The sequence below is a fragment of the Desulfovibrio biadhensis genome, assembly GCF_055388615.1.
The window spans coordinates 4,726,329-4,751,791 of record NZ_AP042477.1 but is presented as its reverse complement, the minus strand read 5'-3'; the positions used below and the strand labels follow the sequence as shown (position 1 = coordinate 4,751,791).

Here is a 25,463-nt window from a genome sequence, read left to right as displayed (position 1 = left end):
GTATTTTAATATTCATCAATAAATTTATTAGTTGCAAAAAATAAAATTGCATTGCAATACAATTATTAGTTGAGCAATATTTATTCAGAAGTTTACCTCATTCTCCAGGAGTTCATTGTGCGAAACCGTGCCTTCGTCTTGCTTACAGCCCTGGTCCTGTTCTTTGGCGGTGTTGTTTTTCTTGCCGCCCCGCACGCCGAAACCACTCCTGATCCTGCCATCTCCGGAGAGACAACGGTCTTCAGCAAGGAGTACGCCATAGGGTGGCTGCACCTCCTCGTCGCGTATGACAGCTTCAGCCACAGCGCCGATGAAACAGCAACCTTGCGCGTCACCCGCCTTACGCCGGATAAGGATATTAGAGGCTCTTTGCTGCTCTTTAATGAAGACTGGATGAATGGCTTTCGCGATTTCTGCCGTAGCAACGACGAAATATATGAACAAGAAATTACTCTCAGAAGCAATAAGCGCAACAGCTCACTGCTTTATCTGCGTGGCGACAAGGGAGCCAAGATTCGCATTGAAATCCTAGTGGGCGAGGAGATTTTCGTTCCCACTGCCTCCCTTAGCGCCTCGGCCGAAACCCTCACCTACGGCGAATCAGCGGAGCTCACCTGGAGTACGGAGCATGCGGATAGCGTAAATATCTCCCCCGGCCTGGGCGTGGTAGATGCTACGGGCACGGCCACCGTCTCTCCCACGCGCAATACCGTGTACACCCTCACTGCCACGGGCCCAGGGGGCGATGCCACCGCCTCGGTCTCCATCGACGTTCAGGCCGCCGTAGAGCCGCAACCTGAGGAATCCTTTGGCCAGACCTATGAAGACCTGATTCCGCCCGACGCGAGCATCGGCGCCTATGACGCGTCGCGCTTCGCCCTTGTAACAGGGCATATAACCGATCTCAATGGCCAGCCACTGGCCGACGTCGCCGTTACGGTGCAGGGTGCCGAAGCGCTTTACGGTACGGCGTATACGGATGAAACCGGCGATTACTCCATGCCGTTGGAGGGCGGTGGCACAGTCACGCTGCGCTTTACTAAGGATGGATTTATTGAATCACAGCGAAAAAGCGAAGTCTCCTGGAACGACATCACCGTGCTCGACACGGTGGCGCTTGTTCCCTTTGATACCGCGGCAACGACCATCATTCCGGACGGCAACTCGGCCACCGTTGCCGTGCACCAGAGTACGCCCGTTACCGACGATGCGGGAACAAGGGGCGTTACCCTTGTCTTTCCTGGCGATGTCAAGGCTTACAAGGTGAATGATGACGGCAGCGAAACCGAGCTCACGTCCTTTACGGTGCGCGCCAGCGAGTTTCCGACGCTTGCGTCCATGCCGGCCATGCTGCCTCCCACCAGCGCATTTACCTGGTGCGCGGAATTCAGTGTGGATGAGGCTGACGAAGTGCAGTTCAGCGCCCCCGTGGCTGCATGGATTGACAATTTTCTCGGCTTCGACGTTGGGCTACCTGTGCCCGTAGGGTTCTATGACCGCGACAAAGCCGCCTGGGTTCCCGTGCAGAACGGTATCATCGTGCAACTGCTGGATACGGACGGCGATGGACAGGTGGATGCTTTGGACGCCACGGGGGATGGAGAAGCAGACGACTTGGATGGCGACGGCATCCTTACCGATGAAGTGCAGGGGCAGGAGAACGCCACCCTGGGCGCGACATATATGCGCGCCATGCTGCCGCATTTTACATCTTTTGACTGCAATTATCCGGCTATGCTCCCAGATGGGGCAGCCAAGCCTGCAGCCGGTACCCCGCCCCCGGATTGTAACCCATGCAAAAACAAGGTCGGTTCCTATATTTCACACCGTGACCAAGTGTACCACAAAGATGTGGCCATTCCGGGTACGGATGTCTCCCTGCATTATGCGAGCGACCGTGCCGAAGGATACCAACAGACCATCGAGATCCCTTTAAGTGGCGACTCTTTGCCGGAACCCTGTAAAGAGATAAAGCTCAAAGTTGAAGTGGCGGGCAAGGTCTTTACGCGTAGTTATGCCCCTGAGACGAATCTTACAGAAACGTATGCTTGGGATGGTTTGGACCAGTATGGTAATCCTGCGCCTAATGCTACAGCTCATGTTCGAGTGGGCTATGTGTATAATGCGTATTTCGCTGTGCCTGCGGATACGCCCTTTGCTTTTGCCATGCCTGGGCTCAGTCCTACAAAGGTGTACACGCGGGCGGATTATACACTTTGGAGTTCTTACGAAGTCAGTATGCAGAGTAATCCGGTAAACAAAAGCGACGCAGGAAATAACTGGACACTTAGTACGCACCATAGCCTGAATCCAACAAATCCCAATAGTCTTTTCAAAGGAGATGGCGGTACGCTGGAGACGACGACCGCTGTGTATGAGCTGTGGAATTTGGGTGAACACACAGAAGGTATGGCTGTGGCGAGCAATGGCGATTACTATTATACCAATTGGTATTTGAGCCCATCTGCGGTTATGAGGTTTAATCCAGACAAGGACGAGGCTCCTGTCATTGTAGCTGGTGGTCATGAAGGCGATGAGCTTACGGGTTTGGATGGCCCAGCTGTTGAAGCGTCATTACCGATTCCGGGCGATGTTGCTCTTGATAGTGATAATGCGGTGTACTTTTTGACCATCGCCCCGGTTTATGTTCTTAAAGTTGATAACGATGGGATTTTACGCCACGTTGCGGGCACGGGAGAATCCGGTTACTCGGGCGATAATGGCCCTGCTACGGACGCCGCAATTATGTCAGATGCGAAAATTGCGATTGATCAGCAAGGCAATATTTATCTTGCAGAATGGACAAGCCATAGAGTCCGTAAAATCGATACCAACGGTATTATCACCACCATTGCCGGTACTGGGGATATGTGGAATAGATATGCGGATAAACTGGAAAACTTGAATGGCCCAGCTCTCGAAGCCCATCTGTCATATCTCACTGATATCGATATTGATAAATATGGTAATATTTATGTATCTTCCTTGTCGACAAATGCAGTGCATAAAATTACTCCAGATGGAATGACAAGTGTCGTTGCTGGTGTTCCAGGAGAAAGTCGCGATGCTTATGATGGTGGGCTGGCTACCGAGACCCCGCTGTATCACCCTGACGCAATTACTGTTGATGATGACGGTTTGGTATATGTGTCTGAAATTTGGGGGACGGACCGTGTGCGGAAAGTTCTTCCTGATGGCACAATCACAACGGTTATGGGCTGTGCACCAGGAACGGTTTGCGAGACTTTTGAAACCGGCAAAGCTGCCACTACGGCTAAAGGTTGCTATGACGGTCCATATGCAATGGATATTGCCCCGGATGGTTCCCTCGCCTTTAATACCCACACATTTTGTAATGTTTCCACGGGGCGCGTAAAGCAATCCAACTCCGTCCGCTCCCTTTTAGCCGCCGGGCAGCTCCTGTTTCCGGATGACGACGGCACGGGGCATATTGTCGCTGCCAATGGCCGCCATTTGCGCACCATAGACCTTGCCACCGGCGTTACCCTGCGCAGTTTCGAATATGACGACGCGGGGCGCCTCATCGCCCAGGTGGATACCTTTGGCAACCGCATCGAGATCCACCGTGCGGCCGATGGCACACCAACCGCCATCATCTCGCCGGACGGTATTGAAACGGCCCTCACGTGCGATGCGACCGGCAATCTCACAGCCATCACCTATCCGGAAGGGCAGGTCTACGCCTTCACCTACGACGCCACAGGCCTGCTCACCGCCTTCACCGATCCCAAGGGCAGCGACTACACCTATACATACAACGAGTACGGCCATGTAACCGACGCCTACGATCCGGCCGGCGGGCACTGGCAATACGAGCAGCAGCGCACCACGCAGGGGCTGCTCACCAGCGTACTCTCCGCAGAGGGGCAGCAGACCACCTATCTGGACCGCAACGCGGCCGGCGCTCTGGAATCCACCATCACCACGCCCGACGGGGGCGTTACCGAATACTGGCGCAGTCAGGACGAACTCCACGTGCACAAGGAGCTCTCCTGCGGCACCATTTTGGACGTGGATTACGCCCTTGATCCTGAATACAACCAGCCTTACGTGGCGCGACGCGTGGCCTCCACGGAAAGCGGCCTGGCCAGCGTGACCGAAAGCGCCGTCACCTACCTCGACGAGGATGGCGACAGCACCTACGACCTGATCCAGCGCATTACCTCCCTCAATGGCAAACCCACGACCACCGAGGATAACGTAGCGGCTGGCGCCGTCACCGTTACCACCCCGGAAGGGCGCTCCAGCACGCAGTATTATGACCCCGCAACGCTCTTGCCCCAACGCGCCACAGTGCCCGGCCTGCTGGAGACCACCTACGGCTACGACGCCCGCGGCCGGCTGACCAGCGTCGCCACGGGCGAACGCTCCTTGAGCTATGCCTACGATGATAAAGGCAATCTGGCTTCGGTAACGGATCCACTTAGCAGAGTCACAACCTTTACCTATGACGCTGACGGACGGCGGACAGGCATCGCCCGTCCCGATGGATCGAACATTGACTTTACGTATGATCTTAATGGAAATCTGAGTACCATCACCGTGCCCGGCGCGTCGGTGCACACCTTTGGCTACAACGCCGTGGATTATAACAATCTTTACGAAGCGCCCACGGAAGCAAACAAAGCCGCTACGGAGTACCACTATTATTACGATCTGGACCGTCGCCTGGCGCGCGTTGTCATGCCTTCCGGCCGTGAGATCGTGAATACCTACGGCGACGGCGTGCTAAAGAGCGTCAGCACGCCGGAAGGTGAGATTGAATACACCTATTCCTGCAGCGCAAAGGTGGAATCCATCACCAGAGATGCTGAAAGCATGTCCTTCGCCTACGACGGCTCGCTTATCACGTCCGTTACGCAGAGCGGCAGTCTGGAGCAATCTCTCGGATTCGCATACAACAGCGATTTTGACGTTGCTATCATGGATTATGCTGATATCTCAGTGTTCTATACCTATGACGACGACGGCCTGCTCATCCAATCCGGCGATTTCACCATCGCACGCGATGCGGACAATGGCCTGCCCCTGAGTGTGCAAGACGGCGACTATGCGCAATCCCGCACGTTCTCCGAATACGGTGAACAGGCAGGGGCGAGCGTCACCGTCGGTGGAAACGCCGCATTTTCCTGGAGTGTGGAGCGCGATGCCGCCGGCCGCATCACCAGCAAGCAGGAAGTGCTTGACGGCGTTGCAAAGCTTTACGAATATACCTATGACGATTTGGGGCGACTGACTGGCGTCACGCTGAATGGAGCGGTTGTGGAGTCGTATGCCTACGGCGAAAACGGCGCGCGTAGCCTGGAGACCAACGCCCTGCGCGGGGTGGCGGACAAAGCCTACACCTATGCCGAGGACCACCGCCTGCTGAGCGCCGGCGACACCAGCTACACCTACGACGCTGACGGCTTCCTGCAGACCAAGGCCACCGACTCAGACGTCACGCAGTATGCCTATGTCTCCACGGGCGAGCTGCTCTCTGTGCACCTGCCCGACGGCCGCCTGGTGGAGTACGAAAATGACGCCCTTGGCCGCCGCGTCGCCAAAAAGATCGACGGCCAGATTACTGAGAAATATCTCTGGCTGGGGCGCACACGCCTCCTGGCTGTCTTCAACGCCGACGGCTCTTTGAAATCCCGCTTCAACTACGCCGACGGCCGTTTGCCCGTGGCAATGACAAGCAGCGGCGAACGCTTTTACTTGGCCTACGATCAGGTAGGCAGCCTACGGGTCGTAACCGATGCCAATGGCGCGGTGGTAAAAACCGTGAGCTACGACTCCTTCGGCAACGTCCTGGAAGACTCCAACCCTGCGCTTGAGGTGCCCTTCGGTTTCGCTGGGGGATTGTACGATGCCGACACCGGACTGGTGCGTTTTGGGTACCGCGATTATGACGCCGAAGTAGGGAGATGGACTGCCAAGGATCCGATTGGATTTAGTGGGGGTGATAGTGATCTGTATGGGTATTGTTTCACTAATCCAATTGTATTTATTGACCCAGTTGGTTTTGAAGGTGTTAGTATAGCGCGACAATTTGGTTTTAGCTCTGATGTGAAGGCGCAAAGTGAGGCTATTGAAGAGGCTACTAGACAAGCTTATATATATAATACGTATTTGGATAGTAGAGAGTCAGTAGTAGATTTGCAGTCTAGAATGTGTAATTTTTTTGAATGTTTAAATAGAGAAATATCTGTGTGTATTAATGCTATAACACCGGTAGAAACTCCAATAAACATATCTTTGATGCTTATGTTAGGTCAAATGGATGCTGAACGGAATGCTGAGCAGTGGAAAAAAAGTAAGAAAAAAATGCAGAGCGAACTTGAAAATGTAAGAAATACACAAAGAAGAGATGTGCCGAATACAAGGAAAATAATACTTTATGATTAAAAAAATATTTTTATTTGTGTTGTGTATTTTTCTCTCTATATATTTTGCAAGGGAACTTCTTTTGATCATTTTATCTAATGACTTTGATTATAGTATAGGACGTCGGGCTTATTCTGTTCTTGGACTTGTTGTGTTCGGAGTTAACTCATATATTCTATTAATGAAGATACTTAAAAAGAAATGCTAAGTTTTTACTTATATTTTATTTAATTGTGAAATTGTATGGTTTATGTTGTTAAAAAATACAACAAACACGTAATTTGTTGGGTAAACAATTTGTACAGTGATGGTATTTACTTGGCACTCCGCCACTGGACGTGGATTATGCCTTCGATCCCGAATACCGTCAGCCTTACGTGGTGCGACGTGGGCCTCCACGGAAAGCGGCTTGGCCAGCGTGACCGAAAGCGCCGTCACCTACCTCGACGTGGAGGGCGACAGTGCCTACGACGCTGACGGCTTCCTGCTGGCCAAGACTACCGGCTCGGACGTCACGCAGTATGCCTACGCCTCCACGGGCGAGCTGCTCTCTGTGCACCTGCCCGACGGCCGCCTGGTGGAGTACGAGAATGACGCCCTTGGCCGCCGCGTCGCCAAAAAGATCAACGGCCAGATTACGGAGTATTATTTATGGCTGGGGCGCACACGCCTTCTGGCTGTCTTCAATGCCGACGGCTCTTTGAAATACCGCTTCAACTATGCCGATGACCGCATGCCCGTGTCCATGACGGCCGACGGCCAGACCTACTACCTGGCGTACGACCAAGTGGGCTCCCTGCGCGCCGTGACTGACGCCAATGGCCTAGTCGTGAAGGTGGTTGAATACGATTCCTTCGGCAACGTCCTGGAAGACTCGAATTCTGCGCTTGAGGTTCCCTTTGGCTTCGCTGGGGGACTGTATGATGCCGACACCGGTCTGGTGCGGTTTGGGTACCGCGACTATGACGCAAAAGTCGGCAGATGGACGGCCAAGGATCCTATTGGGTTTGGTGGGGGCGATAGTGATTTGTATGGGTATTGTGCTGGGAACCCGGTCAATTGGATTGATGAAAGCGGTTTTATGGGAAGGGTCCCAGATGGGGTACGAAATGATATTAAACAAGATTTAGGCAAGAATTTTAAATTCATTCGTGACTATCCAGACATACTAGAAAAGCTGGTAAAATCTAATTTGTGGGATGATAGAGTTAGGAGTCTACTTCTTAACGAATATTTTAAATGTATGACTTTGCTTTCCCATCCTTGTCATACTAAATGCTATGATTATATTGTATACTTTAAGAACTACTCTGTCATTTCGTCTTTTTTTGATACTTTATCGTATAATTCTCCAGAAGACATTGTTGATTCCATAACAAGGAGAATTGTGGTGCAATGAAATTGTTGATATTTGTGCATTTCGTAAATTTATCAATCGTTGCTTCAAGGGCATACGATTGTATTGCTAGTATTATTCTGCATCAAGATGAATTAGGGATCATTGCAGTGATGTTGTTGTCAACGATATTTCTTTTAGTTGCTTTTTTTGGATCAATATATCGCGTTAAAATTTTTTCGATACTTTTATCAATTCAAATTATAATATCTTCATTGTTGAAATTTATAACTATATATATTCACTTCAATGAGCAGCCTTTGTCTGTATCTTTAATATCAGTTGCCTATACATTGGTTGCTATCTTTTGCAATATTTATTTGTTCCGTTCAGTGCTTCACGAAAAAAGATGATGCGGCTGTGATCAGTCTGTACAGTGATGGTATTCACCCGACACCTCTTCATGGTGGGCGAATGATTTCGCATCCTTTCTCTCCTTTCCGTCTGGAGCACATACACTTGCGACGACAGTCTGCTTATCTTTCATCGAGCGCGACGAACAAAATGGCTTGCCCCTGGCCGTGGATGATGGCACGGCGCACATTGCCCGCGTATTCAACGGTTACGGCGAGGTCGAACGCCAGACGCTGACTGTTAACGGCATTGCCATAGGAGACATCGCCCTCACGCGCGACAATGTGGGGCGCATCACAACCAAGACCGAGACCATTGGCGCTGAGACATTCGCCTACGCATACGCCTACGATGCCTTCGGCCGTCTGACCGAAGTGCAGCTCAACGGCGCCGTGGTGGAGGCCTATACCTACGGCCCCCAAGGGGAGCGCCTGACCGAAACCAATACGCGGCGTGGCATCAGCAACCGCAACTACACGTACGATGCGGAAGACCACTTGCTGACGGCCGGAACCGCCAGCTATGTGTATAATCCGGACGGCTACCTCACCAGCAAGACCGACGCTAACGGTACGACCAATTATACCTACGCCAGCCGTGGCGAACTGAAACGCGTGGAGATGCCCTCTGGCGACGTGGTTGAATACCGCCACGACCCACTGGGGCGACGGGTTGCGAAATACCTCAATGGCGAGCTAATAGAGAAGTACTTATGGCTGGGGCGCACGCGTTTGCTTGCCACCTACGCCCCAGACGGCTCTTTGAAATACCGCTTCGAATATGCCGACGGCCGTTTGCCTGTGGCAATGACAAGCGGCGGCGAACGCTTTTACTTGGCCTACGATCAGGTAGGGTCCCTCCGCGCCGTGACAGACGCGAATGGCGCGGTGGTAAAAACCGTGAGCTACGACTCCTTCGGCAACGTCCTGGAAGACTCTAATTCTGCGCTTGAGGTGCCCTTCGGCTTCGCTGGGGGACTGTACGATGCCGACACCGGACTGGTGCGGTTTGGGTACCGCGACTATGACGCCGAGGTCGGAAGGTGGACTGCCAAAGATCCGATTGGGTTTGCAGGGGGTGATAGCGATCGGTGTGGGCATTGTGCTTGTGAACCGGTTGGAAGTATAGATATAATAGGGTTTGATGGAGTTGCTATTGATTTTGGTGGTGCATATGGATCTGGATGGAGGACTAAAACATATTCTGATGGTAAGGGTGCAGGATCTGGTTTTTATCTTGGCGTATGCCCTAATAAAGTATGTGAAGGTATGCAGTTTGGAGGTTTTATTTACCAGAATCAAGCAGATGAGATTCTCGGTGCTCATATTGGAGGAGGTGTCAATTTTTCATACTATTACGGCGATGCTCGCAACTTTTTTAAAGGTGATGCAAACTAGAAATCTTGGACTTTTATTGGCGTTTCATTTACAAAATTTAAAAATCAAAAAACAGATGAATGCACTGGGTGGGCACTTAGTTTGTTTGGCAAAGGCGTTGGATTTTCTGATGAAGAAGGGACAACGCGAGCATGGTCATCTCCTCTAAATTAAATTGTAGAGTTTGTTGTGAAGTTTAGGAATGCTATTCTATATCCAATTCTTACAGCCGGGAAAATTATTTTATTCTTTGGTATACTAGGGTTTGTAGCACATTTTTATTCTTTGAATGACAGTGAATATACAAATGATTTTAGGATTTTTGTTTTGGTCTGTTCGTTTTCTCATGTTTTCATCGGTCTTACAATTCTACTGCGTACAAAAATAGGATACTACTCTTTTAAATTTTTTTTGTATGTATATTTATTGGGTTTTCCTTTTGGGACATATATTTCTTTGAAATTTTTGAATTACATGAAGACACAAAATATTAAACAATATTTCAAATAACGATCTATTGATATTATTTGTTTAACCGTATATTTACTACGGGAAATCTGAGCACCATCACCGTGCCCGGCGCGTCGGTGCACACCTTTGGCTACAACGCCGTGGACTACAACACTCTGTACGAAGCGCCCACTGAAGCAAACGAAGCCGCTACGGAGTACCACTATTATTACGACCTGGACCGTCGCCTGGCGCGCGTTGTCATGCCCTCCGGTCGCGAGATTGTGAATACATACGCCAATGGTGTGTTGCAGAACGTCAGCACACCTGAAGGCGATATCGAATACACCTATTCCTGCAGCGCAAAGGTGGAATCCATCACCAGGGGCGCTGCAAGCATGTCATTCACCTACGACGGCTCGCTTATCACGTCCATTACGCAGAGCGGCAGTCTGGAGCAATCGCTCGGCTTCGCATACAACAGCGATTTCGACGTCGCCATCATGGACTATGCGGATATTTCCGTGTCCTACACCTATGACGACGACGGCCTGCTCATCCAGTCCGGCGATTTCACCATTGCGCGCGATGCGGACAATGGCCTGCCCCTGACTGTGGAGGATGGCACTTATGGGCAATCCCGCACGTTCTCCGCATACGGTGAACAGGCAGGGGCGAGCGTCACTGTTGGTGGAAACGCCGCCTTTTCCTGGAGTGTGGAGCGCGACGCCACCGGCCGCATCACCAGCAAGCAGGAAGTGCTTGACGGTGTTGCAAAGCTTTACGAATATACCTATGACGATCTGGGGCGGCTGACCGGTGTCACGCTGGATGGAGCGGTTGTGGAGTCGTACGCGTATGGCGAAAACGGTGCGCGTAGCCTGGAGACCAACGCCCTGCGCGGGGTGGCGGACAAGGCCTACACCTATGCCGAAGACCACCGCCTGCTGAGCGCCGGCGACACCAGCTACACCTACGACGCTGACGGCTTTCTGCTGACCAAGACCACCGGCTCGGATGTTACGCAGTATGCCTATGCCTCCACGGGCGAGCTGCTCTCGGTGCACCTGCCCGACGGCCGCCTGGTGGAATACGAGAACGACGCCCTTGGCCGCCGCGCCGCCAAAAAGATCGACGGAACTATTGTTGAAAAGTATTTATGGCTGGGGCGCACGCGCCTCCTGGCTGTCTTCAATGCCGACGGCTCTTTGAAATCCCGCTTCAACTACGCCGATGACCGCATGCCCGTGTCCATGACAGCGGACGGTCAGACTTACTACCTGGCGTACGACCAAGTGGGCTCCCTGCGCGCCGTGACTGACGCCAATGGCCTAGTCGTGAAGGTTATTGAATACGACTCCTTCGGCAATGTCTTGGAAGATAAGAATCCTGCACTGGATGTGCCCTTCGGCTTCGCGGGCGGGCAGTACGATGCCGACACCGGACTGGTGCGGTTTGGGTTCAGGGACTATGACGCAGAGGTTGGCAGATGGACGGCAAAGGATCCGATAGGATTTGATGGAGGCGATAGTGATCTATATGGGTATTGTGGTGGGGATCCGGTTAATAACATTGATTATAGCGGCTTTGAAGGATGGAGGCTTGATCAGTATGATCACGGAGGACCGCATTTTCAAAGAGGAAATGACCGATATGATGCAAAGACGTTGCGGCCAATCAAGCATGGCACTCGTACACCTCCAGAATTGAGTAAAACAGAAATTAAAAAATTAAAAAGAACTAAGGCCTATGTAAAAGCATGTCGTGCTGGCGTTGCTGAAGAAATAGTAAGAGGGCTTGCTCCTCTTGTTATCTTTGAATTTCAACTGCATCATATTAATGAAAATCCTCCGAACATGAAGATAGACACTAATTCACCAAGAAATTCTTCAGGAAAACCAATTTCATAAAGGTTCATATGATGATACAACTTAGAGAGCAAAGAAAGTTAATTCCGAAGAAAATAGTATTAAAGACATTAAAGGATTTTAATTTATGTAATAAGCAAGAATTTCATAATTATGAAGAATTGTGGTACAGCAAGGAAAGACTTACGCAATATGATATTGAATCCGTTACTCAGTTTTTATTTTTAAAAGATATTCTTGGGGAATACGAACTTTCTTATTTTCTTGATATAATTAATTTGAAATTAATAGTTATAAATGATTGTGTTTTTCTAGTATCGCAATGCGACAACACTTCGGATTATTATGTTGATCTTATCAGAGAATATGGTGCTTGGAATGCTCAGGGATTAAACAATCATGTTCATCTTAGGGACTGCAGTAGAAATCCAGTAGTACAGTATTACTTGGCTCATATTTTGTTACAGAAGTTTTATTACAATATTAAATCGTTAAATTTGTGTGATGATTTTATTTTGTACTGCAATGGGAAGTATGACTCGACAATATGCATTTATTTAGCAAGGGGGGTAGATAGTATGTTTTTGTGTAATTTTGACAAGAAAATAAACATTGATGTTGCATGTGTATATTGCTTATAGTCTTATTATATAAATACTTCAGCATGAAAAAGATATGAGTCTATTTTTCGTTTATAGAATATAGCAAAATGATTTTCCTGACACAAAGAATTGCCCTCGATTCTTCGGACCACTTAGCGACGTTTTTCAGGTAGACATGTTTACGAGCTACGCCGCTCTTGCGCCCCCTGTTAGTGGGGGCCCCCTCTGACAGGGATCAGGGGGGGGCTCAACGCCCATTTGGCATTCGGCTATTAAATGATTGTTGTTTTGCAGCACAAATTAACAATTGTATCCGTGGTCGAGCATCGCGAGAGTGGGAGCTAGCGGCTTTTACACCATTATGCGCGATGCGGACAAAGCCTACGCCTACGCCGAAGACCACCGCCTGCTGAGCGCCGGCGCCACCAGCTACACCTACGACGCTGACGGCTTCCTGCAAAGCAAAACCACCGGCGCGGACGTCACGCAGTATGCCTACGCTTCCACGGGCGAGCTGCTTTCGGTACACCTGCCCGACGGCCGCCTGGTGGAGTATGAGAACGACGCCCTAGGCCGCCGCGTCGCCAAAAAGATCGACGGAACTATTGTTGAAAAGTATTTATGGCTGGGGCGCACGCGCCTCCTGGCTGTCTTCAATGCCGACGGCTCTTTGAAATCCCGCTTCAACTACGCCAATTGTAGCCTTCCCTTAAAACAGGACCAGCAAAAACTGGAGATTTCTGGCAAAAGGTTCCCATGGAGGAAGCAATGCGGAAATCTCGATTCACTGAAAGCCAGATCCTCAAGATTCTCAAGGAAGTCGAAGGCGGTCGCAAAGTTGCTGATGTCTGCCGCGAATACGGCGTGAGCCAAGCGACCTACTACAGCTGGAAGTCCAAGTACGGAGGCATTGACGCCTCGGATATCCGGCGCCTCAAGGAGCTCGAAGAGGAGAACCGCAAGCTCAAGCGCATGTTCGCGAACTTAAGCCTGGAAAACGAGGCGCTCAAGGACGTTATCGCAAAAAAGATTTAAGGCCGGCTGAGAAGCGCGACCTGATCGATCATATGCGTCATGAACACGGTCTGAGTATCAGGGCAGTCATGCGCCGCAGTGCGTCTGAGTCGGACCGTCTACGGCTATCAGCCTACGCCGCGGGATGACGCGCCCGTGATCGAAGCACTGCTCAAGCTGGCCGAACGCTATCCGCGCTACGGCTTCGGCAAGCTCTTCGCTGTCGTTCGCCGGCACGGCTATCGCTGGAACCACAAACGGGTCTACCGCGTATACTGCCTGTTGAAGCTGAATCTGCGCCGCAAGGGCAAGAAGCGGTTGCCTTCAAGGAATCCGCAACCGTTGGCCGTGCCACCCGAGGCGAATGTGTGCTGGTCGCTGGACTTCATGCACGACGCCCTCATGAGCGGGCAGCGATTCCGGACCTTCAACGTGCTGGACGACTTCAGCCGGGAGTGCCTGGCCATCGAGGTGGATACAAACCTGCCGGCGGCGCGGGTGACGCGAGTGCTCGACCGCATTGTTGCCTGGCGTGGGCTTCCCGAACGGATTCGTATGGATAACGGACCGGAACTGGTCTCGGTGACCATGGCCAATTGGGCGGAAATCCATGGCGTGGACCTGGAGTTCATACAGCCGGGCAAGCCGACGCAGAATTCGTACGTCGAGCGCTTCAACAAGACGTACCGCAATGAAGTGCTTGATTTTTATCTCTTTCGCACTTTGACTGAGGTCAAGGACATCACGGAGAACTGGATCAAGGAGTACAACGAGGAACGGCCCCACGAATCACTTGGCGACCTGACGCCAGCCGAGTACCTCGAAGCCCATTCACCCCAGGAAATCTCTACTTTTGGCTGGCACTAACTTGGGGAGGTTTACAGGGAGGTTTACATTGCCAGTGCCCGCCGGCCGGATCGTAGGCGTCGGTTACATGGCCGTACTCGTTGTATGTATAGGTGTAGTCGCTGCCCTTGGGATCGGTGAAGGCGGTGAGCAGGCCGGTGGCGTCGTAGGTGAAGGCGTAGACCTGCCCTTCCGGATAGGTGATGGCCGTGAGATTGCCGGTCGCATCGCACGTGAGGGCCGTTTCAATACCGTCCGGCGAAATGATGGCGGTTGGTGTGCCATCGGCCGCACGGTGGATCTCGATGCGGTTGCCAAAAAACAACCATCTCGTTGTTTCAGCTCAATTTATTTTAATATTCTTGGGATCTACAGAATCACGAGGAATATTTTTAATAAAATCATCTTCAAAGTTGCAATCCATCTTATTATTGTTCGGCGAATAGGAAACTAAAAATCTAAGAACTTCTTCTAGCTCATTATAGTTACCAAGCGCCTTTGCTATTCTTCCTTGTATATTGTGCGTGTGAATAATAAACCGCTGTTTTTCTAAAGCAAGGCATCTTGCAACATCTGCTATCTTAGTAGCTTTGATTGGATTGTTCTGGTGAAATAAATAAAAATCAGCAAGGATAGCCCAGGCCATGGGCTCGTCAGGTTTCTCTTCAATAGTATCCCACTGCATCTCCTCGAGGTTCTCTAGAAGTCCACATCTTAAAAATTCTTCCTTTAAAAGTTCCCTATATATTTGGTAGTCACTTTGGTTGTCGGCCGCATCCATCAATTTAAGTATGTAAGAAACAGATGGGTGTTGTGTATCATGATGTTTAGCTAAACAATCACCTCGAATCTTTCTAATTGTACTTCGAATGCGTCTAAGCTGTGAACAACATATGGTCATATCTGATCCCTATTTTCTCTTTGGAGGCCGAAGCCCATCAACACCACGAATCACTTGGCGACCTGACGCCAGCCGAGTACCTCGAAGCCCATTCGCCCCAGGAAATCTCTACTTTTGGCTGGCACTAACTTGGGGAGGTTTACATCATAACTTACTTTTTTTCCTTTTAAAGGACAAACAAACAATGCTTCCCGGACACATAAAGAATAGTGTAAATATAATTGTATTCGTCAGATAGAGCCAAGAAAAATTAGGGTATATATATTTTGGACTTATTGGATCATGAACGACATACCCTGCAAATCCGAATAAAATAACAAATCCAATGAAAGTAAAGACCATTTTTAAAAACATATATTTACATAAAAAATACGAAACAATAAAGAGAGCTATAAAAGAAAAAATATACCCATATTCTGTTGAAAAAGGACATCCTTTTAATAGAGTATCAAAAATATAATCACCAGCTACTACAATTAGAGGTTGTAAAACAACATTCATTAGCCATATCAATATCTTTTTCATTGGTTTTATTTCACGATGAGATGTATAATTCCATCGGGATCACTTTTAATGCTGTTTTTGATTTTATTAGAATCATCATCACCAAACATACCCCCTCCAACGTCTATGCAACCAGCAGAGCCAGGAAAAGAACCTCCATGAATATACATTCCACTGCGGTTGGTGTATGGTTTATCTTCAATTTTGATTCTAAAATCTCCCCAATCTTCAAGCAAAATTAAATTTCGTGACATATCGCCACCTGTTCCTGGATCGCTAAGATTGGATGATTTAATTATATAAGTACCTCTTGGAATTGGGCCGATATTGGGAATATCCTCACAGGAGGGATTGTTCATACACGGTAGGTCATCTTTATTTTTTCCAGAAGTCGCTGACACGTAATAGGAAGTTCCGTCGCTGCTCAACACATCAAGAACACCACGAACTCTATCAAAATACATAGTTATCAGTCCGATGTAATCGACACCATTTTCTGGTTCATCACCGCAATACCCATACAGATCGCTATCGCCCCCACCAAACCCAATAGGATCCTTGGCAGTCCATCTGCCAGCCTCTGCGTCATAGTCGCGGTACCCAAACCTTACCAGTCCGGTGTCCGCATCGTACAGTCCGCCTGCGAAGCCGAAGGGCACATCCAGTGCAGGATTTGAGTCTTCCAGTACGTTGCCGAAGGAGTCGTATTCAATCAGCTTCACGACTTGGCCATTGGCATCAGTCACAGCGCGCAGGGAGCCCACTTGGTCGTACGCCAGGTAGTAGGTCTGGCCGTCGGCCGTCATGGACACGGGCATGCGGTCATCGGCGTAGTTGAAGCGGTATTTCAAAGAGCCGTCTGGGGCGTAGGTGGCAAGCAAACGCGTGCGCCCCAGCCATAAGTACTTCTCTATTAGCTCGCCATTGAGGTATTTCGCAACCCGTCGCCCCAGTGGGTCGTGGCGGTATTCAACCACGTCGCCAGAGGGCAGTTCCACGCGTTTCAGTTCGCCACGGCTGGCGTAGGTATAATTGGTCGTACCGTTTGCGTCGATTTTGCTGGTGAGGTAGCCGTCCAGGTTATAGGCATAGCTGGCGGTTCCGGCCGTCAGCAAGTGGTCTTCTGCATCATACGTGTAGTTGCGGTTGCTGATGCCGCGCCGCGTATTGGTCTCGGTCAGGCGCTCCCCTTGGGGGCCGTAGGTATATGCTTCCACCACGGCGCCGTTGAGTTGCACTTTAGTCAGACGGCCGAAGGCATCGTAGGCGTATGCGTAGGCGAACGTCTCAGCGCCAATGGTCTCGGTCTTGGCTGTGATGCGCCCCACATTGTCGCGCGTGAGGGCGATATCGCCTATGGTAATGCCGTTAACAGTCAGCGTCTGTCGTTCGACCTCGCCGTAGCCATTAAATTCCCGAACAATACGCGCCGCGCCGTCATCCACGGCAAGGGGCAAGCCATTTTTTTCGTCGCGCTCGATGCTAAAGTCGCCGGACTGGATAAGCAAACTATCGTCGTCATATGCTAATGCATTCTCGCCCCCTGCATAAACAATTGAGACGAGCTCCATGGTGTCGTTGTATTACTGGGAGCAGTATGTTTTAAACATCCTGCTCCAGCGGCTTCGCCGCTACCCCGCACCCTCGCTACGCTTGGCCGCGGGTGTAATTTTTAATTCGCGCTGCAAAATTAAGAAATTTGTGCACTCATTAATAGCCGAATTCCAAATGGGCGTTAAGTTTGCCTCCTGACATTCACCATCTAACTAGAATAAAGAAATAAATATAAAATAAGTATTTGTAATTACATATGTATTATTGAGATCTATTATGTCTACTTTGTGACAATCTAGAAAAAAATATACATGCTATGCGAAACACAATCATTCCATAAAAAACGAACAAAATAAAAATTGCCATCGGAAAACTTTTCAAAATAATCATACTAATTAGAATGATAGCATCATGAACAAAAAAGAAAATAAATAGATAGATATCGGCAAAAATTTTATTTTTTAAATATAAAAAAGACATCAATACAGTAATAACAAAAACAATAACCATTGCCACAACAATTTCCGTATCAACAGGAAAGAAAACAGCTCTAACTAAAGACAATGATACTGTTACAATAGCAAGCAAAGTATAAAAACGTTTCTCATTCTTTACATTTGATATCATGACAACAAAAACCATGGTATTGGCTGTGATTCAACAAATGAATATCGTGCAGAGTAACTTTTAAACGCATCATCCGTGTTCCAATAATCAAAGGAGTCAAAAACTGCATCTATCACGCTATAATTACTACATAGGTATTTCCATTTTTCACATTCTGTAGGGCAAACAAGTGGATTTTTAGTGCATTCTCTCCACTTTTTACAGAACAAAATCGGAAGTTTTTTATAGAATGCAATTGTTTTTGCTAACGCTATCTGATCAGGAAAATACCTCCCAAAGTAATTTAGTACACCTCTGAGTTGATATTTTGTATTGTTTATAATTGGCCTAACAGCTTCACGTGCTTTTGCAACTCTATTTTTTCCTGAAACATCAACCCAATTTACTGGATCCCCACCACAATACCCATACAAATCACTAAGACCACCTTTAAACCCTATCGGATCTTTGGCCGTCCATCTTCCGATCTCTGCGTCATAATCCCTGAATCCGAACCGCACCAGTCCGGTGTCGGCATCGTACAGCCCACCGGCGAAGCCGAAGGGAACCTCAAATGCAGGATTCGTATCTTCCAAGACATTGCCGAAGGAATCGTATTCAACCACCTTCACGACTAGGCCATTCGCGTCGGTCACGGCGCGCAGGGAGCCCACTTGGTCGTACGCCAGGTAGTAGGTCTGGCCGTCCGCTGTCATGGACACGGGCATGCGGTCATCGGCGTAGTTGAAGCGGCTTTTCAAAGAGCCGTCCGGGGCGTAGGTGGCAAGTAAACGTGTGCGCCCCAGCCAGAGGTATTTCTCCGTAATCTGGCCGTCGATCTTTTTGGCGACGCGGCGGCCAAGGGCGTCGTTCTCGTACTCCACCAGGAGCCCGTCGGGCAGGTGTTCCGAAAGCAGTTCGCCCGTGGAGGCGTAGGCATACTGCGTGACGTCTGAGCCGGTGGCCTTGGTCAGCAGAAAGCCGTCAGCGTCGTAGGTGTAGCTGGTGGCGCCGGCGCTCAGCAGGCGGTGGTCCTCGGCATAGGTGTAGGCTTTGTCCGCCACTCCGCGCAGGGCGTTGGTCTCCAGGCTGCGCGCACCGTTTTCGCCATACGCGTACGACTCCACAACCGCTCCATCCAGCGTGACACCGGTCAGCCGCCCCAGATCGTCATAGGTATATTCGTAAAGCTTTGCAACACCGTCAAGCACTTCCTGCTTGCTGGTGATGCGGCCGGTGGCGTCGCGCTCCACACTCCAGGAAAAGGCGGCGTTTCCACCAACAGTGACGCTCGCCCCTGCCTGTTCACCGTATGCGGAGAACGTGCGGGATTGCCCATAAGTGCCATCCTCCACAGTCAGGGGCAGGCCATTGTCCGCATCGCGCGCAATGGTGAAATCGCCGGACTGGATGAGCAGGCCGTCGTCGTCATAGGTGTAGGACACGGAAATATCCGCATAGTCCATGATGGCGACGTCGAAATCGCTGTTGTATGCGAAGCCGAGCGATTGCTCCAGACTGCCGCTCTGCGTAATGGACGTGATAAGCGAGCCGTCGTAGGTGAATGACATGCTTGCAGCGCCCCTGGTGATGGATTCCACCTTTGCGCTGCAGGAATAGGTGTATTCGATATCGCCTTCAGGTGTGCTGACGTTCTGCAACACACCATTGGCGTATGTATTCACAATCTCGCGACCGGAGGGCATGACAACGCGCGCCAGGCGACGGTCCAGGTCGTAATAATAGTGGTACTCCGTAGCGGCTTCGTTTGCTTCAGTGGGCGCTTCGTACAGAGTGTTGTAGTCCACGGCGTTGTAGCCAAAGGTGTGCACCGACGCGCCGGGCACGGTGATGGTGCTCAGATTTCCCGTAGTAAATATACGGTTAAACAAATAATATCAATAGATCGTTATTTGAAATATTGTTTAATATTTTGTGTCTTCATGTAATTCAAAAATTTCAAAGAAATATATGTCCCAAAAGGAAAACCCAATAAATATACATACAAAAAAAATTTAAAAGAGTAGTATCCTATTTTTGTACGCAGTAGAATTGTAAGACCGATGAAAACATGAGAAAACGAACAGACCAAAACAAAAATCCTAAAATCATTTGTATATTCACTGTCATTCAAAGAATAAAAATGTGCTACAAACCCTAGTATACCAAAGAATAAAATAATTTTCCCGGCTGTAAGAATTGGATATAGAATAGCATTCCTAAACTTCACAACAAACTCTACAATTTAATTTAGAGGAGATGACCATGCTCGCGTTGTCCCTTCTTCATCAGAAAATCCAACGCCTTTGCCAAACAAACTAAGTGCCCACCCAGTGCATTCATCTGTTTTTTGATTTTTAAATTTTGTAAATGAAACGCCAATAAAAGTCCAAGATTTCTAGTTTGCATCACCTTTAAAAAAGTTGCGAGCATCGCCGTAATAGTATGAAAAATTGACACCTCCTCCAATATGAGCACCGAGAATCTCATCTGCTTGATTCTGGTAAATAAAACCTCCAAACTGCATACCTTCACATACTTTATTAGGGCATACGCCAAGATAAAAACCAGATCCTGCACCCTTACCATCAGAATATGTTTTAGTCCTCCATCCAGATCCATATGCACCACCAAAATCAATAGCAACTCCATCAAACCCTATTATATCTATACTTCCAACCGGTTCACAAGCACAATGCCCACACCGATCGCTATCACCCCCTGCAAACCCAATCGGATCTTTGGCAGTCCACCTTCCGACCTCGGCGTCATAGTCGCGGTACCCAAACCGCACCAGTCCGGTGTCGGCATCGTACAGTCCCCCAGCGAAGCCGAAGGGCACCTCAAGCGCAGAATTAGAGTCTTCCAGGACGTTGCCGAAGGAGTCGTAGCTCACGGTTTTTACCACCGCGCCATTCGCGTCTGTCACGGCGCGGAGGGACCCTACCTGATCGTAGGCCAAGTAAAAGCGTTCGCCGCCGCTTGTCATTGCCACAGGCAAACGGCCGTCGGCATATTCGAAGCGGTATTTCAAAGAGCCGTCTGGGGCGTAGGTGGCAAGCAAACGCGTGCGCCCCAGCCATAAGTACTTCTCTATTAGCTCGCCATTGAGGTATTTCGCAACCCGTCGCCCCAGTGGGTCGTGGCGGTATTCAACCACGTCGCCAGAGGGCATCTCCACGCGTTTCAGTTCGCCACGGCTGGCGTAGGTATAATTGGTCGTACCGTTAGCGTCGGTCTTGCTGGTGAGGTAGCCGTCCGGATTATACACATAGCTGGCGGTTCCGGCCGTCAGCAAGTGGTCTTCCGCATCGTACGTGTAGTTGCGGTTGCTGATGCCACGCCGCGTATTGGTTTCGGTCAGGCGCTCCCCTTGGGGGCCGTAGGTATAGGCCTCCACCACGGCGCCGTTGAGCTGCACTTCGGTCAGACGGCCGAAGGCATCGTAGGCGTATGCGTAGGCGAATGTCTCAGCGCCAATGGTCTCGGTCTTGGTTGTGATGCGCCCCACATTGTCGCGCGTGAGGGCGATGTCTCCTATGGCAATGCCGTTAACAGTCAGCGTCTGGCGTTCGACCTCGCCGTAACCGTTGAATACGCGGGCAATGTGCGCCGTGCCATCATCCACGGCCAGGGGCAAGCCATTTTGTTCGTCGCGCTCGATGAAAGATAAGCAGACTGTCGTCGCAAGTGTATGTGCTCCAGACGGAAAGGAGAGAAAGGATGCGAAATCATTCGCCCACCATGAAGAGGTGTCGGGTGAATACCATCACTGTACAGACTGATCACAGCCGCATCATCTTTTTTCGTGAAGCACTGAACGGAACAAATAAATATTGCAAAAGATAGCAACCAATGTATAGGCAACTGATATTAAAGATACAGACAAAGGCTGCTCATTGAAGTGAATATATATAGTTATAAATTTCAACAATGAAGATATTATAATTTGAATTGATAAAAGTATCGAAAAAATTTTAACGCGATATATTGATCCAAAAAAAGCAACTAAAAGAAATATCGTTGACAACAACATCACTGCAATGATCCCTAATTCATCTTGATGCAGAATAATACTAGCAATACAATCGTATGCCCTTGAAGCAACGATTGATAAATTTACGAAATGCACAAATATCAACAATTTCATTGCACCACAATTCTCCTTGTTATGGAATCAACAATGTCTTCTGGAGAATTATACGATAAAGTATCAAAAAAAGACGAAATGACAGAGTAGTTCTTAAAGTATACAATATAATCATAGCATTTAGTATGACAAGGATGGGAAAGCAAAGTCATACATTTAAAATATTCGTTAAGAAGTAGACTCCTAACTCTATCATCCCACAAATTAGATTTTACCAGCTTTTCTAGTATGTCTGGATAGTCACGAATGAATTTAAAATTCTTGCCTAAATCTTGTTTAATATCATTTCGTACCCCATCTGGGACCCTTCCCATAAAACCGCTTTCATCAATCCAATTGACCGGGTTCCCAGCACAATACCCATACAAATCACTATCGCCCCCACCAAACCCAATAGGATCCTTGGCCGTCCATCTGCCGACTTTTGCGTCATAGTCGCGGTACCCAAACCGCACCAGACCGGTGTCGGCATCATACAGTCCCCCAGCGAAGCCAAAGGGAACCTCAAGCGCAGAATTCGAGTCTTCCAGGACGTTGCCGAAGGAATCGTATTCAACCACCTTCACGACTAGGCCATTGGCGTCAGTCACGGCGCGCAGGGAGCCCACTTGGTCGTACGCCAGGTAGTAGGTCTGGCCGTCGGCCGTCATGGACACGGGCATGCGGTCATCGGCATAGTTGAAGCGGTATTTCAAAGAGCCGTCGGCATTGAAGACAGCCAGAAGGCGTGTGCGCCCCAGCCAGAGATATTTCTCCGTAATCTGGCTGTCGATCTTTTTGGCGACGCGGCGGCCTAGGGCGTCGTTCTCATACTCCACCAGGCGGCCATCGGGCAGGTGTACCGAAAGCAGCTCGCCCGTGGAGGCATAGGCATACTGCGTGACGTCCGCGCCGGTGGTTTTGGTCTGCAGAAAGCCGTCAGCGTCGTAGGTGTAGCTGGTGTCGCCGGCGCTCAGCAGGCGGTGGTCTTCGGCGTAGGTGTAGGCCTTGTCCGCCACCCCGCGCAGGGCGTTGGTCTCCAGGCTGCGCGCACCGTTTTCGCCATATGCGTACGACTCCACAACCGCTCCATCCAGCGTGACACCGGTCAGCCGCACCAGATCGTCATAGGTATATTCGTAAAGCTTTGCAACACCGTCAAGCACTTCCTGCTTGCTGGTGATGCGGCCGGTGGCATCGCGCTCCACACTCCAGGAAAAGGCGACGTTTCCACCGACAGTGACGCTCGCCCCTGCCTGTTCACCGTATGCGGAGAACGTGCGGGATTGCCCATAAGTGCCATCCTCCACAGTCAGGGGCAGGCCATTGTCCGCATCGCGCGCAATGGTGAAATCGCCGGATTGGATGAGCAGGCCGTCGTCGTCATAGGTGTAGGACACGGAAATATCCGCATAGTCCATGATGGCGACGTCGAAATCGCTGTTGTATGCGAAGCCGAGCGATTGCTCCAGACTGCCGCTTTGCGTAATGGATGTGATAAGCGAGCCGTCGTAGGTGAATAACATGCTGCAGCGCCCCTGGTGATGAATTCCACCTTTGCGCTGCAGGAATAGGTATAGTCGATCTGCCCTTCCGGTGTGCTGACGCTCTGCAACACGCCATTGGCGTATGTATTCACAATCTCGCGGCCGGAGGGCATGACAACGCGCGCCAGGCGACGGTCCAGGTCGTAATAAAGACAAAATCCCACACAATAAACAAGTACATATTTGTACTTATATTTTTAAATGAAATTGTCAAAGTCAACATCAAAATACGGAAAAAATGAAAAATACTTGTTTAGAGGTACTCCTAAAACACTATACGTGCCAGGAATGATTTAAATTCGTTAATAGGGCTTTGTTCGATAGAGGCCTGCTTCTGCAAGCAGTTTAAAATAGCCAAAATCTGCTTTATTATGTAATTCACTAAATAACCGCCTTGCCGCTTCAATTTCGCCTTTTTTTTCTAATAAAACAGCCTCATTAAAAATATCATCTAGTCTCTTAAATCGTTGAGAGTCATCTTCATACTCAAGCACAAAATCCCTTTTTATACTTGGTTCTATTTCGTACAACACATTCCTTATAGACCATATTTCAGAAATAATGCGTCCTATAGTCACATACAGAGACTTGGGAAGATCATCCATTTTCTTGGCTTCTTGAAATGTCCGGATTAAATACTCTAGCGCCTCTCCAAGCAAAGTGTCGCAATATTTTTTTGATCCACTCATAATTTATTTCCAGGGTATCTAAAACCTTTTGCATCCATACATTCTTTCATACAATTTGAAAAAGGAATTCCTTGGCTACACGGATCCTGCCCGAGTTCATTTGAACATTCTTCGAAACAATCATCCTCGGCTTTTTTTCGATTCTCCTTATTCTCATCAGGCTGCTTTGGATAAAAAAATTCTTTTCCGAACCCCCAGTTATCATAGTCTACGTTGTCGTGCCAATCTTCTTGATCATGATTTTGATTCCCTTCAATAGTACCGTCTGCGATCTCAGTTGGGGAAGCCAAAATTGCTGTAATAGCTGTGGCGGCAGCTACAGCAGCAGTTGCTAAGGCTGGGGCCGTAATAACAACGGCCGCTACTGCGGCTGGGGCGGCGTATTTAGCAACAGCAGCATCAAGTAACCCTGCAGCATCATTTTTATTAACAGGATCTAACAGACAATATCCATATAAATTCACATCACCGTTAAATCCAATAGGATCCTTAGCCGTCCATTTGCCGACTTCTGCGTCATAGTCGCGGTACCCAAAACGCACCAATTCAGTAGCGACGTCATACAGTCCGCCCGCAAAGCCAAATGGTAACTCCAGTGCAGGATTTGAGTCTTTCAGCACATTGCCGAAGGAGTCGTAGCTCACGGTTTTTACCACCGCGCCATTGGCATCAGTCACAGCGCGCAGGAACCCTACCTGATCGTAGGCCAAGTAAAAGCGTTCGCCGCTGCTTGTCATTGCCAGAGGCAAACGGCCGTCGGCATATTCGAAGCGGCATTTCAAAGAGCCGTCTGGGGCGTAGGTGGCAAGCAAACGCGTGCGCCCCAACCATAAGTACTTCTCTATTAGCTCGCCATTGAGGTATTTCGCAACCCGTCGCCCCAGTGGGTCGTGGCGGTATTCAACCACGTCGCCAGAGGGCATCTCCACGCGTTTCAGTTCGCCACGGCTGGCGTAGGTATAATTGGTCGTACCGTTAGCGTCGGTCTTGCTGGTGAGGTAGCCGTCCGGATTATACACATAGCTGGCGGTTCCGGCCGTCAGCAAGTGGTCTTCCGCGTCGTACGTGTAGTTGCGGTTGCTGATGCCGCGCCGCGTATTGGTTTCGGTCAGGCGCTCCCCTTGGGGGCCGTAGGTATAGGCCTCCACCACGGCGCCGTTGAGCTGCACTTCGGTCAGACGGCCGAAGGCATCGTAGGCGTATGCGTAGGCGAATTGACCTGCCCCCATAAAACTGG

At 49.6% G+C, this 25,463-nt stretch carries 13 protein-coding genes and 1 pseudogene; 6 read left to right on the top strand and 8 right to left on the bottom strand.

Going from position 1 to position 25,463, the window contains the following annotated elements:
- Nucleotides 1–117 precede the first annotated feature (117 nt).
- The 6 genes and pseudogenes from ACZ5EH_RS20555 to ACZ5EH_RS20530 all read left to right on the top strand — a co-directional run.
- Complete coding sequence (locus tag ACZ5EH_RS20555; RefSeq protein WP_464275728.1) at nucleotides 118–6,411, top strand: NHL domain-containing protein; 6,294 nt, start codon at nucleotides 118–120, stop codon at nucleotides 6,409–6,411.
- 397 nt (nucleotides 6,412–6,808) lie between these two features.
- Nucleotides 6,809–7,789, top strand: coding sequence for an RHS repeat domain-containing protein (locus ACZ5EH_RS20550; protein ID WP_464278338.1), 981 nt, complete (start codon nucleotides 6,809–6,811; stop codon nucleotides 7,787–7,789).
- A gap of 506 nt (nucleotides 7,790–8,295) precedes the next feature.
- The gene (locus tag ACZ5EH_RS20545) at nucleotides 8,296–9,537 is read left to right on the top strand and encodes an RHS repeat domain-containing protein (RefSeq protein WP_464275722.1); all 1,242 of its coding nucleotides are present in this window, start codon (nucleotides 8,296–8,298) and stop codon (nucleotides 9,535–9,537) included.
- A 506-nt stretch (nucleotides 9,538–10,043) separates the two neighbouring features.
- Nucleotides 10,044–11,876 carry an RHS repeat domain-containing protein gene (locus tag ACZ5EH_RS20540; protein ID WP_464275727.1) on the top strand — a complete coding sequence of 611 codons (1,833 nt, stop codon included), beginning with the start codon at nucleotides 10,044–10,046 and terminating at the stop codon, nucleotides 11,874–11,876.
- A 921-nt stretch (nucleotides 11,877–12,797) separates the two neighbouring features.
- Nucleotides 12,798–13,304, top strand: a complete 507-nt coding sequence (locus ACZ5EH_RS20535; RefSeq protein WP_464275726.1) for a hypothetical protein — start codon at nucleotides 12,798–12,800, stop codon at nucleotides 13,302–13,304.
- A pseudogene (locus ACZ5EH_RS20530) lies at nucleotides 13,205–14,314 on the top strand (transposase); the annotation flags it as partial. The gene ACZ5EH_RS20535 and the pseudogene ACZ5EH_RS20530, both read left to right, overlap by 100 nt.
- Here ACZ5EH_RS20530 and ACZ5EH_RS20525 read toward each other — a convergent pair.
- From ACZ5EH_RS20525 to ACZ5EH_RS20490, 8 genes are all read right to left on the bottom strand, one after another.
- Nucleotides 14,298–14,621 carry an RHS repeat domain-containing protein gene (locus ACZ5EH_RS20525; protein ID WP_464275725.1) on the bottom strand — a complete coding sequence of 108 codons (324 nt, stop codon included), beginning with the start codon at nucleotides 14,619–14,621 and terminating at the stop codon, nucleotides 14,298–14,300. The pseudogene ACZ5EH_RS20530 and the gene ACZ5EH_RS20525 sit on opposite strands and share 17 nt — an antisense overlap.
- An 18-nt stretch (nucleotides 14,622–14,639) precedes the next feature.
- A complete protein-coding gene (locus ACZ5EH_RS20520; RefSeq protein WP_464278355.1) occupies nucleotides 14,640–15,197 on the bottom strand; it encodes a hypothetical protein in 558 nt (185 codons plus the stop codon).
- Nucleotides 15,198–15,727: 530 nt separating this feature from the next.
- A complete protein-coding gene (locus ACZ5EH_RS20515) occupies nucleotides 15,728–17,272 on the bottom strand; it encodes an RHS repeat-associated core domain-containing protein (RefSeq protein WP_464275724.1) in 1,545 nt (514 codons plus the stop codon).
- 606 nt (nucleotides 17,273–17,878) lie between these two features.
- The gene (locus ACZ5EH_RS20510; RefSeq protein ID WP_464275723.1) at nucleotides 17,879–19,753 is read right to left on the bottom strand and encodes an RHS repeat domain-containing protein; all 1,875 of its coding nucleotides are present in this window, start codon (nucleotides 19,751–19,753) and stop codon (nucleotides 17,879–17,881) included.
- Between the two features lie 506 nt (nucleotides 19,754–20,259).
- Nucleotides 20,260–21,501 carry an RHS repeat domain-containing protein gene (locus ACZ5EH_RS20505; RefSeq protein WP_464275722.1) on the bottom strand — a complete coding sequence of 414 codons (1,242 nt, stop codon included), beginning with the start codon at nucleotides 21,499–21,501 and terminating at the stop codon, nucleotides 20,260–20,262.
- A 506-nt stretch (nucleotides 21,502–22,007) separates the two neighbouring features.
- Nucleotides 22,008–23,516, bottom strand: coding sequence for an RHS repeat domain-containing protein (locus ACZ5EH_RS20500; protein ID WP_464275721.1), 1,509 nt, complete (start codon nucleotides 23,514–23,516; stop codon nucleotides 22,008–22,010).
- Nucleotides 23,517–23,839: 323 nt separating this feature from the next.
- On the bottom strand, nucleotides 23,840–24,226 hold the full coding sequence (locus tag ACZ5EH_RS20495; protein WP_464275720.1) for a hypothetical protein: 387 nt from the start codon (nucleotides 24,224–24,226) through the stop codon (nucleotides 23,840–23,842).
- The gene (locus ACZ5EH_RS20490; RefSeq protein ID WP_464275719.1) at nucleotides 24,223–25,455 is read right to left on the bottom strand and encodes an RHS repeat domain-containing protein; all 1,233 of its coding nucleotides are present in this window, start codon (nucleotides 25,453–25,455) and stop codon (nucleotides 24,223–24,225) included. The genes ACZ5EH_RS20495 and ACZ5EH_RS20490 overlap by 4 nt, the downstream gene beginning before the upstream one ends.
- Nucleotides 25,456–25,463 lie beyond the last annotated feature (8 nt).

Bases quoted from the DNA above. Each gene is read 5' to 3' on its own strand.
- ACZ5EH_RS20490 (WP_464275719.1), bottom strand. From the start codon at position 25,455: ATGGGGGCAGGTCAATTCGCCTACGCATACGCCTACGATGCCTTCGGC.
- ACZ5EH_RS20520 (WP_464278355.1), bottom strand. From the start codon at position 15,197: ATGACCATATGTTGTTCACAGCTTAGACGCATTCGAAGTACAATTAGA.
- ACZ5EH_RS20515 (WP_464275724.1), bottom strand. From the start codon at position 17,272: ATGGAGCTCGTCTCAATTGTTTATGCAGGGGGCGAGAATGCATTAGCA.
- ACZ5EH_RS20495 (WP_464275720.1), bottom strand. From the start codon at position 24,226: ATGAGTGGATCAAAAAAATATTGCGACACTTTGCTTGGAGAGGCGCTA.
- ACZ5EH_RS20500 (WP_464275721.1), bottom strand. From the start codon at position 23,516: ATGTTATTCACCTACGACGGCTCGCTTATCACATCCATTACGCAAAGC.
- ACZ5EH_RS20535 (WP_464275726.1), top strand. From the start codon at position 12,798: ATGCGCGATGCGGACAAAGCCTACGCCTACGCCGAAGACCACCGCCTG.